The following is a 16,087-nucleotide window of genomic DNA, read 5'->3' as shown; positions in this document are numbered from 1 at the left end:
TGTCACCTCATTTTTCTTTCATCCGAAAACGGTAAGGACTTCATGTGTTGTTTCCACTCATTTATCCCCTCTTCCAACCTGTATGCTTGAAACCCTTTATTACGTAACACCTCTACTGCTTGTGCCGCGTATGCGCAGTAAGGGCCGCGGCAGTAAACTACAATATCAAGATTACTAGGCTGCTTATTCATTTGCTCTACTAATTCATTCATCGGAATGGAAATCGCTCCAGGAACATGGTCATATTCGTACTCTTCGATAGGTCGTACATCAATTAGAATGATTTCTCCCAGCTTTTGTCTAGACAATACTTCATCTAAAGTAATTTTATGTAAGCTGTCACTAGGATTCAAAAATTGTTCTTTTATCCTCTGTATGTCTGAAAGCTGGTGCTCTCCTGCTTGCCATAAAGACAGCAATAATTCGTTGACCGCCGTGTTCGCCAACTCATAATACACAAATGTTCCCTTCTTCCTGGATGTCACCAAACAAGCTTCAGAGAGGACTTGAAGATGTTGAGACACGTTGGCTATGGTCATATTCGTCTGTTGAGCAAGCTTTTCGACGGACTTCTCGCCTTGAGACAGCAGGTCGAGAAGCTCAAGCCGCCTTTCGCTAGATAAACATTTTCCGATCCGAGCAAATTGTTTATAAATAGCATCTTTGAAAGGTCTTCCGTTGGGTACATCCATCTCATCGCCACCTATATTCAAGAATTCAATTGAATTATATATAATCTTCCTTTCATTGTCAAAACTTTTATTAATGCAATATGGGATGTATGTCCAAGTCCTTCTAGGGGGCTTAAAAGGGGAGTAAGCAGTTGATGATATTAGGCTTCAAATTTATGGGAACTGCTTACTTAGGGATAGTGGGGGTAAATCAAGAGTATTTTATTATCAAGCTCTGTTTTTGATTAAATCTGAAATTAGGATACCGTTTATTTTTAATCCTGAAATATCACAATCTACGATCTCAACATTTGATAAATCACAGCTTCTTAGCTGCCCGTTTGACAGATTACAGTTATGAAAACTTATTGGTTTATATTGTCCTTCGGGATTAAAGTTTCCGTCTTCTTCCTTAGGAAGGACCACATTGTGAAATTCTGTTCCAAATAAATGGATATGATCAAGAACAGCGTGGCTAAAATTAGCATGCTTGATTTCTACATCTGATAAATTAGCATTTGAAATCTTCATTCCACCCATGTTTACATCATTCAAATTCATTTTGCTCATGTTCGTGTTATTAATTTTTGTCTTTGCTAAGCTGACATTATTGATATCAAGCTCCTCAGCTCTGACATCCTGTAGCTTAGAAGCAGAGATGTCTGCCATTTGTAAGTCGAATGTCTCCACCTTTAAATTCATGCTTGTTTTCCCCTCCGTATATAGCAATTAAACTACATATGTTATTTCTCTATAAATCCAATTTAACCTCTTTTATCCATTATGTTATACTGTCCTTTCGTAGTGACGGACTGCCCACATTGCATTTCCAAGTATAAAATATTTCTCATTAATCCATACAAAGTGATAATAAAAAAGCCCATGAGCTGTCTCCTCAATGGACTTCTTGCTGGATGCTTGAATATCAATGACCTAACTTTCTATTTTAGTGGTTTAGTAAACCAAGGAGCAGCTGCCGCGGCAAACTGCTCTTTGGTTTCGGAGGGATGGATCATCCCAGATTGTTGTTTTGTCCAACTGCTATCTCATCACGTAAACTAGTTAGAACTTCACCAAGCCAGTTTGTTCCCTTCCAAATAGATCTGTTTTGAGCCATTGGATCCTCAGCTGATAACCCTATTCCCCAAATGTTATCATCGGGACTTGCCTCAACAATCGTTGTACCAACAGTTTTAAGCAGCTCTCTTAGAATATCGTCATTCTGCAAAAATTTGGCCTTATTTGCCAAGTAAACATACTCTCTGCATTTACTTTCCCAGACTACTCTATCAAAATTTTTAACAGCTCTACCTAATGCTTTCTGTTGTCTTGGATCTTTAAAAAGGCGATTGCGTCCTCCAAAAAAATGTAAACTTCTCTTCCATTCGTACCACTCCCTTAAATTATTTTTTATTGTCTTTAATTGGGAATAGTACCAAATTGGTTTAGCTCAAAGCTGTCTTCAAGAACATCTGTTGGAATTTCAGTCCAAAAACTCGATTGCAGCGATTCATTTATCTCAAACAAACAATAAACAGTCTCTTCATCAAGATTATAAACAACTTCTTTTATAACAGGACTCAGCTCTCCAAGTTCAGTATCCCACATAGTGGTACCACTTCCTTGTTTAAACTTCAGACCTAAGGTTGGAACAAAAGGTAACTCTATGCTTCTAGTATAACCAGCAAGCATATACTCATTTTCGTCAATTACTCTAACAACTAGGCATACTTTCATATTCATATCCTCCTCAAAAAATTTTGCAACCTTTGTTTGCTTCAATAATTCTGCATCCTGCCATATAGCACAATGAGGCTGCCGAAATTACCGGCAGCCCCATCCTAGTTGCTATTGAACTCCTACTACTCTTTCATCAATATAGCTGTTATTCCAGGTTCAATCAAATCAATAAATTTTACCGCGTCGTCACGGGTGCCGACTACATCGGCATAATGATACGGGATAACAATTCGCGGATGAATAATATTTGCTGCTTTAGCTGCTTCCTCGTAAGCCATCGTATACGTGCCACCCATTGGAAGGAAGGCAACGTCTGCATCGATGTCCTTCATCTCCGGAATCAAATCCGTATCTCCAGCCATGTAGTAAGACGCTCCGTTCACCTTAATAATATACCCTACCCATTCCTTATCTTTCGGGTGATTACTGGATTGAGTATTATACGCAGGTACAGCCTTATAGGAAATACCATCCACAGTCCCTTCTTCATTAGGAACTGCACCGATCACTTTTTCGAATCCGGCTGCTGTCAATTTATCCTGCTCTTTAGTTGGAAATACAATTGTAGCATCTTTTTTAGCTACCTTTTGGATTTCATTGATGTTGAAATGATCACCATGCGTATGTGTAATAAAAATAATGTCTCCATCCATAGGCTCTCCATCCACCTTATAAGGATCGACGTATATCACCTTTTCGCCGGTAAGCTTCACCATTGACTGCTTGTACAACTGAACTCCCTTTAACACATTCGATTTAGTCTTGATAGAAACCGCCATTGTCTCTTTAGTCCAGACAACTCCAGCACCCAGCTTGTCTTGAATGAACGCAAGATCGACATAGACCCGATTATCCTTCAGAAAGGGCTTATTCCCGCTCATAGCAGCTTCCGGTTTAAACGTTACAACTGTATCTCCCTCACCGATACGTACCGATTTAGTATTCAAATCCCAAATAACAGGAATCCCCATATTTTCTGCAACGATCCGGACGGGGAGGTAAACGCTTGCCGATACCGAATATGGCTTAGCATCCGGAAACACAATATTGCGACCGTCCACCTGGACAGACACCTGGTCATTCGCCATCTTTTGATCTGCTGCGAATAGCGTCCCGGCACCTGTAAAAGACAGGAGTAAGACTAGTAAAACGGTAACACTCAACTTCATTTGGATACCCTCCTAAATATTATAGTTATTACCATCTGGAATGTTAACGGATCGAAGTCTGATCATTAGGTATCATCAAACCTTAGCCGCAGTTTCCATAGACGTTAACATTCTACAAGTACCATAAAATTCCTTTATGCAGGAGGACAAATATATAAATAATCATACGTTAAACAAACAAGACATGTGATACAAAGGGATTATCATACTTACTACATTCTTAGGAAAGGAAATAGTCAAATAATTAAGCTATAGTCTCCATTATTTCAATAGCCAGGCGGTTAATGGTTCATCATCCCAAACTTGTACTTCTATGTACCTTTCTGGTCCATAATTGCCCTGAGGATTCCATTCTTGCGGAATTCCGAATTCATTTATTACTTGATTGATCTCATTTAACGTATATATCTGCCCTCGATACTTCTTTCCATCCCCGTATCTCATCGTTGGAAATAAATCCCCATACGTAAAGCTTATGGAATCAGGATCGAATGAGGAAACTGGTATTCGAAGCTCCTTGCTCTTCTCAAACCACTCTAAGAGCCATGGACATTCACCAACAGTCATGTAATGAGGGTACCTTCGAATAGGCTTTCCACCTTTAAGAATAAATAATTCTCTTGCTTTCGTTTCAAGACTTCGACGAATTGTCAGATAGTCCATTGATCTATTACTCGCAAATCCCTTCCTCTGAATACGAATTTCGTTAAGGACTTGTTCAGCTTCTGCTGGTTCCAGATCGGATAAATTGCGAAAAGGTCCTGTTGCTTCATCAAAATAATGGCATAGAAAATCTATCATCACGAATCCTCACAATACAGTAATATACACCTGCTCAATCAGCATAATGGGTAAGATCTTTAATAAACGTAACTCTATTGTAACCACTTCTAAAAAAGTCTTTATCCTGGGATACCATGTCGATGCCTATATTTCGATAAAATGTTAATGTAGTCTCATTCATCTCATGACCTAATGTGTAAAGAATAATCTTACTTTGCTGCATCTTTTTAACTCTGTTGCAAATAGTGTTGATTAACTCCTTACCGATACCTTGACGCTGTAAATCTTTTTTTACTGCTACTCCAACTATTTCATAAAGGCCTACCTCATCGTTAAATATATATCCTGCATAGCCATGGACTGCATTGCTCTCCCCATCGTCACACGCAACATAAAATCCAATTTTATCATTTTCTCTCTTAAAGAACTCATTCCATCTGGACGGATATTTTTCTATTATGAACTTTGGAAATTGTATTCGATGTTCCATCATAATGTTTATAACATCCTCTGTGTCATTACATGTAATAAGTCGAATGTTCATCTGAGCCCCCCTATTAAGTATCTTTAATAAATATAGTCAGATTCAAGTTTGCCTGTCTGATAGTAAGGATAGTCCATTGATTTTTGTATTTTTCGTACCGTTTCTGCATCAGTAATGTATTCAAGTAAGTACAATCCCAGGTCAATCGAAGTAGCAACTTCACCACCCGTAATAACATTTCCGTCCCTAACAATTCTTGCTCTAACTACTTCTTCGCAATATGATTCGAGAATATCGTAAGCTGGAGGGTTTGTTGTTGCCCTTTTTCCAGATAAAAAACCAGCTGCCCCTAATAGTAATGCTCCTGTACAAACAGAATAAAAGCCATTTTCATTTGGAACACCTGACCTTTCTATTATGAAAACAAAAAAAGCACTTGATCATTGATCAAATACTTTGCCCAGGCGTACGGCTATTTATCTGTGTACTCCCTCATGGTTCTCCATGTTTACGCCAGTCACACACAGTATTGAGTTTAAATAATCATACACATAAATACCAATATTTTCAATAAACAATGTTCAAAACTGGATTTTTAGTTGCTTCATCTTTTACTCCAAGTATCTTTTAACGGCACGATACGGTTAAATACAAGGCGTTCACCGTTTGTATACTTCTTATCTAGGCAAAAATAGCCATGACGTAAGAATTGAAAATTCGGTTCCCGGTGGGCATGTTCTACGAAAGGTTCCATTAAAACGTCCTTTAGGGTAACCTTTGAGTCAGAATTTATCTTGGTCGTCCAATCTTCGTTATCCTTCGGGTTCTCCTGGTCAAGCAACAATTTCTCATATAGATGGATATCAGCCTTAATCGCGTGGCTCTCTGAGACCCAATGGATCGTCCCCTTTACCTTACGCCCGGCAAACCCGGTACCACTCTTCGTGAGTGGATCGTAGGTACAGTGGAGCTCTGTAATTTCACCGGTATCCCGATCCTTAATCACTTCCTCGCACCTGATGAAATACGCCCCCTTCAGCCTTACCTCGGTATTCAGGCTAAGCCGGTGAAAGCCCTTGGACGGCTGCTCCATAAAATCGTCGCGCTCAATATAGATGATTTTGGAAAAAGGAACCTCTCTACTCCCTAGCGCCTCGTTCTCGCTGTTATTTTCAATCGTTAGCAGTTCCGTGTCATTTTCCGGGTAGTTAGTAATGATGACCCTTAGAGGCTGCAAAACAGCCATGACGCTAATCGCTTTTGCTTTTAGATCTTGCCTGAGACAATGATCCAAGAGCGAAATGTCAACCGTGCTTTGGTTTCGGATGCTGCCAATCTCCTCAATAAAGCTGCGTATGCTTTCTGCCGTGAAGCCTCGTCTTCTAAGTCCTCGGATGGTAGGAAGTCTAGGATCATCCCAACCGTCTACGTGTCCTCCTTCTATCAGCTGCCTTAAGAACCGTTTACTTGTCACTACACCAGTTAAGTTCAGCCGACCGAACTCCCTTTGCCGTGGAGGCTCAGGAATCTCAAGCTCCCTCAAGACCCATTCGTACAAGGGGCGGTGATCTTTAAACTCAATAGAGCATAAAGAATACGTGATACCTTCAATCGCATCTTGGATAGGATGAGCAAAATCGTACATCGGATAGATGCACCATTCATTTCCCGTCCTGTAATGCTCAGCATGGATAATTCGATAAATAACAGGATCTCGTAGATTTAAATTGGGTGATCCCATATCGATTTTGACGCGAACAACCTTGGAGGATGCTGGGTAGTCCCCATTTTTCATTTTCGTAAAAAGCTCCAGATTCTCCTCGACTGATCGGTTCCTATAAGGGCTGTTCCTGCCTGGTTCCGTCAAAGTCCCTCGATACTCCGTTACTTCCTCTGGCGTTAAATCACACACATAGGCCTTACCATGCTTGATCAAGGTGACAGCAGCGTTATATATTTCGTTTGAGTAGTCCGAGCCGTAGTAGATATGTTCCCCCGGATCGTAGCCAAGCCATTTGATATCCGCAATGATCCCGTTCACATACTCAATGTCCTCTTTAAGAGGGTTTGTATCGTCAAAACGTAAGTGAAACGTTCCGTAAAACTTTTGGGCTATTGTATAATTCGAGTGAATGGCGTAGGCGCTTCCGATATGAAGATAACCGTTAGGCTCGGGAGGAAATCGTGTGCACATATCCCTGCCAAATGCACTCTGTTCAAGTTCTTGACTAATCAGCTTTAACAAAAAGTTTTCTGTAGGATGCTCCTTCTTATTATCCAATGTCGACTCCTCCTAATGAATGCAAAAGTGGTATCCAGAAACAAAAAAAACCTCACCTCCAAGACCTTCTGTCTTGGGGACGAAATTTTCGTGGTACCACCCCAGGTTCATTAATATGTCGCCATATTAACCTCTTCAAGTACGGCATTGCAGGCAATGCTTATACTCTAGCTCTATAACGGGAGCTCCCGTCATGCCATCACCATTGAGGGTTCCGACATGCTGCTCAGAGGCTTGTTTCGTGGAAAAGCTCTTTGCTCATTTTCAGCTTTCGGAGCTCTCTGTGCAAGAACATTTTCCCTTACTCTTCTCATCATCGCGTTTGAATATTGACTTAATAATATCAAATGATTCCCTTTTTTGTAAACTGCTATTCTCTTACTCAAATTCCTAAAATATGGACTTCTGCATTCCTCCATATACGTCTTCTAAATACTTAATGGATTCTTGTTGAGCTTCTGATTTTATTTGGATATCGCCTTCATAACCTTGTCTAAAATTTAAATATAGTGATATTGTAGATTTCATTGCGTTATAACAACTTTCTTTTTCGTGAACAGCTACTGTTTTTTCTAATGCTTCGATAAAATCAGGTGCATCCATTTCAATTTTACGAACACCTCTTGGTAGTAAATTGTTATTCATTAACACTAATGGACCAATAACAGTCCCTCTTACAAATGAAAGGAAATCGATTAATTCAAAAAGCTCTCCTCTTCCAAGTTTTGTAGCACCGTAATGTACCCATACCCAAAATCGATCTTCAATCCATTGAAAATCAGGATAAGGGAAAGAATAATTGGTTTCATTAAGCAGCTGACTTAAGGATGAATCCCGTTGCCACATCACAAGAGGTTTTTCCACACCAACCTTTAACTCCTCAATGGTTAAAAATTTTAAATCTACATGAAGAGGTGTTTTGTACAAGCAAATTAGTACTCGAGGTTCACCTACATGTTCTCCAGTAAATCCTGATAAAAGATGACCAAATTCACTTGCAATTTGTAGTCTGTTCATCATAATATCCTCTTTATATGTTGGCTCATAAACAAGAATCAAATCAAGATCACTAAACTGATCCATACTGTTATTTATCATTGAACCCCCAGCAAGTATACCTACAAAGCGTTCATCATCTTTTATGTTCTTTATTACATTTTCAACAAATTTTTCATGATGTTTTAACATCCTAATCACCCCTGTAAATTAACCTATTAAAAATAGGCATTACGCCAACATAACACACCTGATATATTAATTTCAATAGTATTTATCAAATCGGAACCAATATAAGTTCTTATTGAAAGACCTTAAATAGCGAAAAGGCAGCCGACAATTTCCGTCAGCCACCTAGATATTGGTTCAGTTCTCAATTTCACAAAAGCTACGATAAGCGCAATGGCTGATCGTTATTTTAATTAGTAATCATTTATTTGTTTTCCATCACAGCAAAGTAATTATCTTCATTATCTGCAAAGTTAAATACTCTACCGGAAGGTATATTAACAATTTCTCCGACTTTGATATTTTTATTTGATAAATCACTACGTAATTCATCGATATTCTCCGAAAAAAACATTAAAGAAGGTGTACCAAGATTTAGCCCAGGTGACATTTTAGCAACGAAATCCTTATTGTGTAGGATGATGCTTGTTTGTGCGCCTTTTGTTGGTGCAATTTCAATCCATCTCATTCCTTGACCGTTATTTTCTTCAGAAATCACACTAAATCCTACTTTTTCTGTCCAAAATTCAACTGCCTCATCTTGATTATTTACATACAACATAATTTGCCCAACTTTACTAATTATAGGCTTCCACTCCTTATATAATTAAATACTAAACCCGATGCTCCTAATCCTATCCATCATCAAGGTATCTGATACCCAATGACAATTTATATTACCTTTCAAGCTTCATTCCATTCCTGTTCTGCCACAGCGTTACATCCGTGTTTCCTTATCCTGCAGCTTTTGTAAATAGTCATCCAGGCGGTCGAACCGCTTCTCCCAGATGACGCGGTAGCTTTCCAGCCAATCATCCAGCTCCCGAAAGGGATCAGGTAGCAGTCTGTAGATCCGACGATTCGCGTCCACCTTGGCTTCCACGATTCCAGCCTCACTAAGAACACGCAAATGCTTGGATGCTTGAGGCTGGCGCAGCTGCAGCCGTTCGGCGATTTCCCCTACCGTGAGCGGATTTTCGCGCAAAAGCTCAACAATCTGCATGCGGTTAGGCTCTGCCAATGCACTCATGACGTTAGTATCCATGGTCATCATCCGATCTCTTGCTGTAATTGTAGGTATTCTTCGTTTAGTAGTTGTAGTTTATTTTTCATTATCCTAGTAAATATACCATAACAGGAATATTACTGAAAAGGAATGGTTAAGACACATTTCGTCTCAAAATTCAATGCCCATGGCGTTAGTGATCCTCGCCATTAAAATTAGCTTTATTAATAATTAATGGCATGAAATTAATTGAACACCTTCACTTCATTATTCATCTGAGACTAATGATGGTTATTCAATGTAACAATGGAGACTTGCCAACAACACGTTATTCTACTTATTATTTCAATGAAAATAAAAAGAAGCCGCCTTGAAGCAAGCTTCTCTACACTTTTTCCATTAACCATTAATCTACAGATATTTCAAAAAGAAACAATGTTTCTATAAGTTTTCACTCTGTATGGGGAAGTTGTACTTCATTATTTTAAAACGGATCCCATGCGGCTCATACAGCTTATGATCTAACCATGGTGAATCTTCCTTAAAGCCGAGGCTGCTCCAAAAATGGATCGCTATATTCCTGGAATGCAGCTCAACCGTCGAAATATTCGATTGGTGGGTGATGTACGTAACAATTTCTTCCCATAGCCGGCGCCCGATGCCCTGCTTCCGAAAATGTGAAGCGACCGCGGCAAATCGGATTTCCGCTGTTGTACCGTTCACTATCAAAACCATGGCTCCAACGACGTCCTCGCCCTCCAGATACGCGAATTTTACTTCCTCTCCCGACATGGCGAGAGCTTGTCTCATATCTCTACCCATTCCGTATGGCTCCCACATCTCAGTGTACAATAGATCCTCAATCTTCTCTTTAAGAGCCTCATTATCGACAATAACTACATTCATGCCTGATCTGCTCCTTTTCCTATTACTTAGGGTACTCCACCTTCTTCCTCATATTTATGTATTTTCTCAATTGCACATACATGGAAGTGGAAAAGGATCTTGACCAACCTGGCTAAATGAATTTGATTGAATTGTTATGAACAACAAAGAGTCTCGTGAATACGAGACTCTTTGACAATTAAACACAAATGCGATTTAGTTACCGATAGAAATAGTACCAGCTTGCTGTATAGACACAATCCATAAAAGTATCACATGGCGGAAAGATTGCTGACATAGCATCTGCTTTGCTTGGGGCTGAAGAAAGTCCTACTCCGGTTGCCAATGTTATTGCCAAAACTCCCATTATCAAACGTTTACGTAACAGCTCCATTCAATTTGCCTCCCTTCATTTCAATAATTGGTTGTTGCATTGATAATGTTATCAATTCCATAATTTCTTAACTAGTTACTGCAGTCATGTAGACGGTAATGACTTAGTAATGACTTTAGTTATTACATATATTGGTATTTTTACGCATAATGTGGATCAACTCACTGTGAAATTCACCCCATAAAAGGATAAGGCTGATTTTCTCGCGACACTTTGGGAGGCAAGATTTCCCCACAAAGTACTGTATAACGGGATACACTCCAGCTTCCGTACCGCCATTGCCCATCCGGCAACAACGGCTGCAGCATATCCTTTCCCACGAAACATGTCCAAGGTCTCAATCCCTGCTTCGTGTGCCCTGGATGTGATACGAACACTGCGGCAGATCGAGACAGCTCGACCTTCGTACACTAGCGCTATACAGGGCTGGACGTAGTCTATTTCTGAAGTCAGCCATTCAAAACCGCTGCGCAAAAATTCCGTCATATTGTCCCTGGTGATGCTGACCGTATGCATAGTCTGTGCTGCTTCTCCAGGAACAAGAAAACAAGGTCCCATCGTAAACCTTTCCCCTTGGAGGAGTTTTATGTATGTTTCGAAATGTTTTGGTTTCGTCTGAAAATCACTAACGATGGATTCATCGGCGCCTAATTTCTCCAGCTTTTCGATAAGTATCTCCGGAACATCATACCGGAACCGGCAGAAAGCCGTTCCTTCAATAGTCCTCCCCAAGAAAAATCGGGGAGCAGGGTCCTCTCCCGGCCAAGGCTCGTTAATCGTACGAAGCCTCCTATTCTGATCATGCGTAAATAACGCTTCAACATGGAGCTCCATCAGTTTATGGGCAGTTAGTTTGATTTCATTCCGATCCCTCACGGTTTTATCCCTCAAATCCATTCAAAATGCCTGTCACTATCGATAATATCAAAATATTCAAAGATAACCTGAGAATTTTTTATTATAGTCGAATAATCCTACCCGTAGATAAAAAGACATTTTCTCATACATAGAAAAGGACAGGTCGAATACAATCATTCGCCTGCCCTATCAATAGTTGAATCCATAATCCAGCAATTGGTCGGTTCATCCTACTTATACATTAACTCTAAGTTTTCTTTTAATACGGGTAGCCAAGATTTCTAACAGAATGGCAAACGCAAGGATGAAATACGTAATGCTCCCAATTTCCCTCAAATCGTAATAAAATGCGCTAGCCATAAACATATCAAAACCGATTCCGCCTGCCCCGGCCGCTGCTCCCATGGCAACCGCCACGGCAAAATTGATCTCAAACCTCATGAAAGTCCATGAGACCAGATAAGTGATAGAGGAAGGGATAACTGCCTGAAACACAATCTGCCACCAATTAGCTCCGCTCGCCTTTAATGCTTCGATAACACCCTTATCCAGTTCCTCGAATGATTCCGAGTAAGCTTTAACCAAGTAACTGACCGAGTGAAACGTCATGCCGATGACAGCTGCTACGCTTCCCAAACCCGCAGATACCGCAAATATTAAAACCCATAACACCGTAGGAACGGCTCTGATAAAAGCACATCCACCTTTGATAAATGCGGAGACGGAATTTGTGGACAGATTACGTGCCGCCATCAACCCTAGAAACAACGCGATGATCGCACCGAACAAAGTAGTTAAAAATGCAAGACCGAGTGTTATGATAATCTGTTTAAGTGCTTCGGTAAATGTAAAATGTTGAAAATGAGGTTCGAAAAACATGGTTTTGACAGAAACAGCCGTCGAATAGATGGCTTCGAATACATGAATACCTTTGTAATCGAATGTGCTGAAACCGTATACAGTCAACGCCACAAGCGTGAATAAAGTGATCTGTATAACGAAAGACGCTTTATTGAAAGGCTTAGCCTTAATTTTGCCAGGAATCGGTTCAATTTTGTTGCCAGCTCTGTCATAAACGGCTCTGACGGATTCATCAAGTCCCATCTACAAAATCACTCTCCTAACATAATTTGAAATAGATTCAATCAATAAAATAGCGGCAACGATGACGATCACTACCAAGCTTGCCGAGCTATAATTAAGACTTTTATAATACAGGTTGAACAAAAATCCAATCCCCGTCCCAGTCAAAATTCCTACTATGGTAGCATGACGAATATTCGTTTCCACCATAAACAGCATCCAGCTTAGAAGCTGAGGAATACTCGACGGGATCACCGATTGAAAAATAATGGAGAAATAACCGGCTCCCGTCGCTCTTAGTGCTTCCACAGAGCTGTTGCTCACCTCATCGATTGCTTCCGTAAACGCACGTGTAAGAAATCCGAAAGATCCGAAAAAGAGCGCGAAATACCCTGTCATAACACTTTGGCCGAAGGAGAACAACAAAATCATGGACCATGCCGCAACATCGATATTACGAAACAAAGTAGCGATTGCTCTGCTCAGTTGGCTCAATACTCCACCGACTCCTGTCGTTTTAGAACCAAAGATAGCAAACAATAAAGCAAACACGGCAGATACGGTGGTTGCGGCAATGGATATCAATACAGTTTCAATCAGCGTGTCGAAAATAACGGGAAGCTTCTTCAAGGCCTTTTCATTCGGATAAAAGTTGGCAGAGGCCCAATCTATAGCTTTCGGTATAGATGTAAAGCCCTTAACTACGTCATATTCCGTAATGATGATTGCGGTTATTGTCAATACGATCAATAAGGCACAGTAGAGGAAGGAATTTCTTCTTTTAACGGCAAAGAAATTAACCTGCATATTTCCCTCCCTGGTCCACTAAAAGTTCATCCAGTTCGGAGCCATAAATTTTGCGAAGCTGCTCTGAATGGATGCCTTCAGGGGGACCATCGTACACAATACTGCCACTATTAACACCTATGATTCGATCGGCGTATTTCAGCGCCACATCCACCTGATGCAGATTGATGACAACTGTAATTCCCATCGTGGACGAAATATTTCTCAGGTGATCCATAATGATTTTGGATGCGTTCGGATCCAGAGAAGCGATCGGCTCATCGCAGAGCAGCATTTTGGGATCCTGAACCAAGGCTCGGGCTATCCCTACTCGTTGTTTTTGTCCGCCGCTTAGCTGGTCACAACGCTTGTACATTTGTTCCTCCAAGCCAAGGGTTTTCAAGACGCTATAAGCCTGTACCTTCTCTTCTTCCGTGTATAATCCTAGCACACCTGCAACGGTAGATTTGTAGCCTAGCCGGCCATGAAGGACATTCTCTATGACGCTCAGGCGGTTGACCAGATTATAGTGTTGAAAAATCATACCGATTCGGGTTCTCAGCCTCTTTAATTCCTTTTTTCTATACCCCAAAACATTGGCGCCATCAAAAAAGATTTCTCCGCTGCTCGCGTCAATCATACGGTTAATACAGCGAAGGAGAGTCGATTTCCCCGCTCCCGAAGGACCGATGATCGAGACGAACTCCCCTTCTTTAACAGCGAAGTTAATATTTGATAACGCTCTTGTATCTGCACCGTATTGCTTCGATACCTGCTTGAATTCCAATAACGTTGTCATGGTTAACTCCCATAGTTTAATTTGTGGAAAAAGACTTGGAGCATTATTTCGACAATTCTCTAACAGGGTTGAACCATGCATCTTCTACTGCAAGGAAATGTTCTTTGCCGGTACTTAACTTGAACAAACCGGAATCCTTGGAATCCTTCGGCAAGAAAATCTTAGGATTTTTGGTAACTGCATCGGAAAGGAAGGCATCCTTCATCTTCTTCAGATCTTCGGCGCTAATCGTACCTGTGTTGACAGCAAATGGAGAATTAAGAACCGGTGTAACGGAGATTAAGGTGAATTCTTTGCCCACCAATGTATTAAACGGCTCGGCAGCGCCTTGTTTCACTTTGTAAACCGCACCTGGCTTGTTTGCGTTACCGGACGACAATTCAACATAGTTAGCTACACAAGTGTCGCAGAATGCTGCGACGTCCGCTTTATTCGTCAGCAAGTTAACACCGGAGCCTTGGTGTGAACCTCCGTAAAGCACCTCGCTGAAGAACTTGTCCTTACCGCCTTGAAGCAGATCATCAGCAGTCAAGTTTTTGTATTTATCCCTTTTTGCTGAAATAACTTACAATTCCGGCAGACGGCACTTTAAATCCTGAAGTGGAGCTGTTGGACACGAAGGAGAATTTTTTGCCGGCAATATTGTCAATAGCAAAACCGCTTCCGTTTTTATAAGGCTCCTCTTCGCCTTTTCTAACGTTTAACCAGCTGAAATAGACGGCGTCGTCCAGTGTACCTGAGGCTCCACTTGGCACAACCATCGGTTGAACCTTCTTATTCTTCGCATTCGCTTCAATATAGCCTTGAGGTCCCATAAAAGCTACGTCCGCAGTGCCGTTGGCAATAGCCTCGATAGCAATGATATAATCCGTTGTTGTCTTATGTTGAACTTTCTTTCCCGTTGCTGTTTCAATTACTTTGGCCAGCTCTTCCCGAGTATCTTTCAAATCCGCACCCGATTCGTTAGGGTACCATACCATTGTAAGAGTATCCTTCGTTTTTACAGGTGCAGCTGCGTTCTGAGAATCCGCCGCTTTTGAACCGCAACCTGCCATTACTGCTGTGAGGGATAAGGAAATTGCAAGAGCCATTAACTTTTTCATTTTCAAACTCCTCCCGAATTTTAAAAAATATTCAATAACCTTACTTAGTGTACATGTCATATATCAACGGATTGTTAATGCAGCTTTAATTTCTTGTATGGTTTTTTTGTTTTTCAGTCAATAAAACACTGCCATCCCTTATGTTATATTCCCGGTTGCACAAATTTTGCATGAACTCAAGATCATGAAATATTCCCAGCATTGTGGTCCCTTCATTCATCAACTGCTGGATCAGAACCTTAACCTTGCCCTTGGAAGCTTCATCCAAACTCGCCGTCGGTTCATCCAATAGCAGCAGCCTCGGCCGCTTGACCATCGCTCTTGCAATGTTCAAGCGCAGCTTTTCACCGCCTGAGAAGGTAGCTGGGTAGCTATCCCACAAGCTGCTGTCAAGTTCAAAATGCTCCAGCATTCTGATTGTTTTTAAATCGGCTGATTCCGTATCATGGCCTGTTTCCACGATAGCTTCTTTGACCAGTTCCCGGGCCGTCGTTCGAGGCATAACGTTCAAAAACTGCGACACATAACCGATTTCGTACTTGCGTAATTCAATGATGGCTATCTCGGAAGCGGTCGCCAGATCAATCTGTCCGAATCTTTGAGAGTTATACCAGATACTTCCGGACTGCGGCAAGTAAGTGCGATAAATACATTTCAATATGGTAGACTTTCCGCTGCCGCTTTTGCCGGTAATTCCTACGAATTCGCCTTCTTTAAGGAATAAGTTTACTTGATCGATGGCTCTGATCTGTTTATTCAAATTGTGAAATGTAAATGATTTGGTTAATTGCTCTATTGAGAGTATGTTTTCCATGCAATCA

General features: G+C 40.8%; 19 protein-coding genes, 1 pseudogene, 1 riboswitch and 1 other annotated feature. All 20 genes and pseudogenes read right to left on the bottom strand.

Translation table 11 applies throughout. The features are described from left to right. Window positions 1-2: 2 nt before the first annotated feature. Window positions 3-692: a metalloregulator ArsR/SmtB family transcription factor gene (locus tag ACFQ0C_RS34415; RefSeq protein WP_379373735.1), complete on the bottom strand. Its 690-nt coding sequence runs from the start codon at window positions 690-692 to the stop codon at window positions 3-5. Between the two features lie 207 nt (window positions 693-899). Then, a complete protein-coding gene (locus ACFQ0C_RS34410) occupies window positions 900-1,373 on the bottom strand; it encodes a pentapeptide repeat-containing protein (protein WP_379373733.1) in 474 nt (157 codons plus the stop codon). 310 nt (window positions 1,374-1,683) lie between these two features. Then, window positions 1,684-2,085 (bottom strand): riboflavin biosynthesis intermediates N-glycosidase, encoded by a 402-nt coding sequence (locus ACFQ0C_RS34405; protein WP_379373800.1) that lies wholly within the window; start codon window positions 2,083-2,085, stop codon window positions 1,684-1,686. A gap of 5 nt (window positions 2,086-2,090) precedes the next feature. After that, window positions 2,091-2,453, bottom strand: a complete 363-nt coding sequence (locus ACFQ0C_RS34400; protein WP_379373731.1) for a hypothetical protein — start codon at window positions 2,451-2,453, stop codon at window positions 2,091-2,093. A gap of 80 nt (window positions 2,454-2,533) precedes the next feature. Continuing rightward, the gene (locus ACFQ0C_RS34395; RefSeq protein ID WP_379373729.1) at window positions 2,534-3,580 is read right to left on the bottom strand and encodes a stalk domain-containing protein; all 1,047 of its coding nucleotides are present in this window, start codon (window positions 3,578-3,580) and stop codon (window positions 2,534-2,536) included. A 261-nt stretch (window positions 3,581-3,841) separates the two neighbouring features. Further along, window positions 3,842-4,381, bottom strand: a complete 540-nt coding sequence (locus tag ACFQ0C_RS34390; RefSeq protein ID WP_379373727.1) for a hypothetical protein — start codon at window positions 4,379-4,381, stop codon at window positions 3,842-3,844. Window positions 4,382-4,415: 34 nt separating this feature from the next. Continuing rightward, window positions 4,416-4,907, bottom strand: coding sequence for a GNAT family N-acetyltransferase (locus ACFQ0C_RS34385; RefSeq protein ID WP_379373725.1), 492 nt, complete (start codon window positions 4,905-4,907; stop codon window positions 4,416-4,418). A 23-nt stretch (window positions 4,908-4,930) separates the two neighbouring features. After that, complete coding sequence (locus tag ACFQ0C_RS34380) at window positions 4,931-5,263, bottom strand: DJ-1/PfpI family protein (protein ID WP_379373798.1); 333 nt, start codon at window positions 5,261-5,263, stop codon at window positions 4,931-4,933. Between the two features lie 35 nt (window positions 5,264-5,298). Further along, window positions 5,299-5,378, bottom strand: a riboswitch (ZMP/ZTP riboswitch). Between the two features lie 73 nt (window positions 5,379-5,451). After that, window positions 5,452-7,128, bottom strand: coding sequence for a glutamine--tRNA ligase/YqeY domain fusion protein (locus tag ACFQ0C_RS34375; protein WP_379373723.1), 1,677 nt, complete (start codon window positions 7,126-7,128; stop codon window positions 5,452-5,454). Window positions 7,129-7,200: 72 nt separating this feature from the next. Further along, window positions 7,201-7,454, bottom strand: a binding site (T-box leader). 64 nt (window positions 7,455-7,518) lie between these two features. Continuing rightward, complete coding sequence (locus tag ACFQ0C_RS34370) at window positions 7,519-8,316, bottom strand: aminoglycoside 6-adenylyltransferase (RefSeq protein ID WP_379373721.1); 798 nt, start codon at window positions 8,314-8,316, stop codon at window positions 7,519-7,521. Between the two features lie 241 nt (window positions 8,317-8,557). Next, a complete protein-coding gene (locus tag ACFQ0C_RS34365; protein WP_379373796.1) occupies window positions 8,558-8,938 on the bottom strand; it encodes a VOC family protein in 381 nt (126 codons plus the stop codon). 132 nt (window positions 8,939-9,070) lie between these two features. Next, window positions 9,071-9,397, bottom strand: a complete 327-nt coding sequence (locus ACFQ0C_RS34360; RefSeq protein WP_379373719.1) for an ArsR/SmtB family transcription factor — start codon at window positions 9,395-9,397, stop codon at window positions 9,071-9,073. 402 nt (window positions 9,398-9,799) lie between these two features. Continuing rightward, window positions 9,800-10,264 carry a GNAT family N-acetyltransferase gene (locus ACFQ0C_RS34355; RefSeq protein WP_379373717.1) on the bottom strand — a complete coding sequence of 155 codons (465 nt, stop codon included), beginning with the start codon at window positions 10,262-10,264 and terminating at the stop codon, window positions 9,800-9,802. Window positions 10,265-10,463: 199 nt separating this feature from the next. Then, complete coding sequence (locus ACFQ0C_RS34350) at window positions 10,464-10,637, bottom strand: hypothetical protein (RefSeq protein ID WP_379373715.1); 174 nt, start codon at window positions 10,635-10,637, stop codon at window positions 10,464-10,466. 156 nt (window positions 10,638-10,793) lie between these two features. Then, window positions 10,794-11,513 (bottom strand): kasugamycin N-acetyltransferase AAC(2')-IIb, encoded by a 720-nt coding sequence (aac(2')-IIb, locus tag ACFQ0C_RS34345; protein ID WP_379373713.1) that lies wholly within the window; start codon window positions 11,511-11,513, stop codon window positions 10,794-10,796. 216 nt (window positions 11,514-11,729) lie between these two features. After that, a complete protein-coding gene (locus ACFQ0C_RS34340) occupies window positions 11,730-12,599 on the bottom strand; it encodes a PhnE/PtxC family ABC transporter permease (RefSeq protein ID WP_379373712.1) in 870 nt (289 codons plus the stop codon). Next, on the bottom strand, window positions 12,600-13,385 hold the full coding sequence (locus ACFQ0C_RS34335) for a PhnE/PtxC family ABC transporter permease (protein WP_379373710.1): 786 nt from the start codon (window positions 13,383-13,385) through the stop codon (window positions 12,600-12,602). Beyond that, window positions 13,375-14,163, bottom strand: coding sequence for a phosphonate ABC transporter ATP-binding protein (phnC, locus tag ACFQ0C_RS34330; protein WP_379373708.1), 789 nt, complete (start codon window positions 14,161-14,163; stop codon window positions 13,375-13,377). The genes ACFQ0C_RS34335 and phnC overlap by 11 nt, the downstream gene beginning before the upstream one ends. Before the next feature lie 43 nt (window positions 14,164-14,206). Continuing rightward, a pseudogene (locus ACFQ0C_RS34325) lies at window positions 14,207-15,266 on the bottom strand (PhnD/SsuA/transferrin family substrate-binding protein). 85 nt (window positions 15,267-15,351) lie between these two features. Continuing rightward, window positions 15,352-16,080: a phosphonate C-P lyase system protein PhnL gene (locus ACFQ0C_RS34320; RefSeq protein WP_379373706.1), complete on the bottom strand. Its 729-nt coding sequence runs from the start codon at window positions 16,078-16,080 to the stop codon at window positions 15,352-15,354. Window positions 16,081-16,087: the final 7 nt, after the last annotated feature.

The sequence above is a fragment of the Paenibacillus sp. GCM10027630 genome (assembly GCF_042676305.1).
Classification (GTDB): domain Bacteria; phylum Bacillota; class Bacilli; order Paenibacillales; family NBRC-103111; genus Paenibacillus_S.
Note: the sequence above shows the minus strand (reverse complement) of the source record. Positions and strands in the feature narration are given on the sequence as shown.

Coding starts and splice junctions, on each gene's coding strand:
- ACFQ0C_RS34415 (WP_379373735.1), bottom strand. CDS start 692: ATGGATGTACCCAACGGAAGACCTTTCAAAGATGCTATTTATAAACAA.
- ACFQ0C_RS34410 (WP_379373733.1), bottom strand. CDS start 1,373: ATGAATTTAAAGGTGGAGACATTCGACTTACAAATGGCAGACATCTCT.
- ACFQ0C_RS34395 (WP_379373729.1), bottom strand. CDS start 3,580: ATGAAGTTGAGTGTTACCGTTTTACTAGTCTTACTCCTGTCTTTTACA.
- ACFQ0C_RS34390 (WP_379373727.1), bottom strand. CDS start 4,381: ATGATAGATTTTCTATGCCATTATTTTGATGAAGCAACAGGACCTTTT.
- ACFQ0C_RS34385 (WP_379373725.1), bottom strand. CDS start 4,907: ATGAACATTCGACTTATTACATGTAATGACACAGAGGATGTTATAAAC.
- ACFQ0C_RS34370 (WP_379373721.1), bottom strand. CDS start 8,316: ATGTTAAAACATCATGAAAAATTTGTTGAAAATGTAATAAAGAACATA.
- ACFQ0C_RS34360 (WP_379373719.1), bottom strand. CDS start 9,397: ATGGATACTAACGTCATGAGTGCATTGGCAGAGCCTAACCGCATGCAG.
- ACFQ0C_RS34355 (WP_379373717.1), bottom strand. CDS start 10,264: ATGAATGTAGTTATTGTCGATAATGAGGCTCTTAAAGAGAAGATTGAG.
- ACFQ0C_RS34350 (WP_379373715.1), bottom strand. CDS start 10,637: ATGGAGCTGTTACGTAAACGTTTGATAATGGGAGTTTTGGCAATAACA.
- ACFQ0C_RS34340 (WP_379373712.1), bottom strand. CDS start 12,599: ATGGGACTTGATGAATCCGTCAGAGCCGTTTATGACAGAGCTGGCAAC.
- ACFQ0C_RS34335 (WP_379373710.1), bottom strand. CDS start 13,385: ATGCAGGTTAATTTCTTTGCCGTTAAAAGAAGAAATTCCTTCCTCTAC.
- phnC (WP_379373708.1), bottom strand. CDS start 14,163: ATGACAACGTTATTGGAATTCAAGCAGGTATCGAAGCAATACGGTGCA.
- ACFQ0C_RS34320 (WP_379373706.1), bottom strand. CDS start 16,080: ATGGAAAACATACTCTCAATAGAGCAATTAACCAAATCATTTACATTT.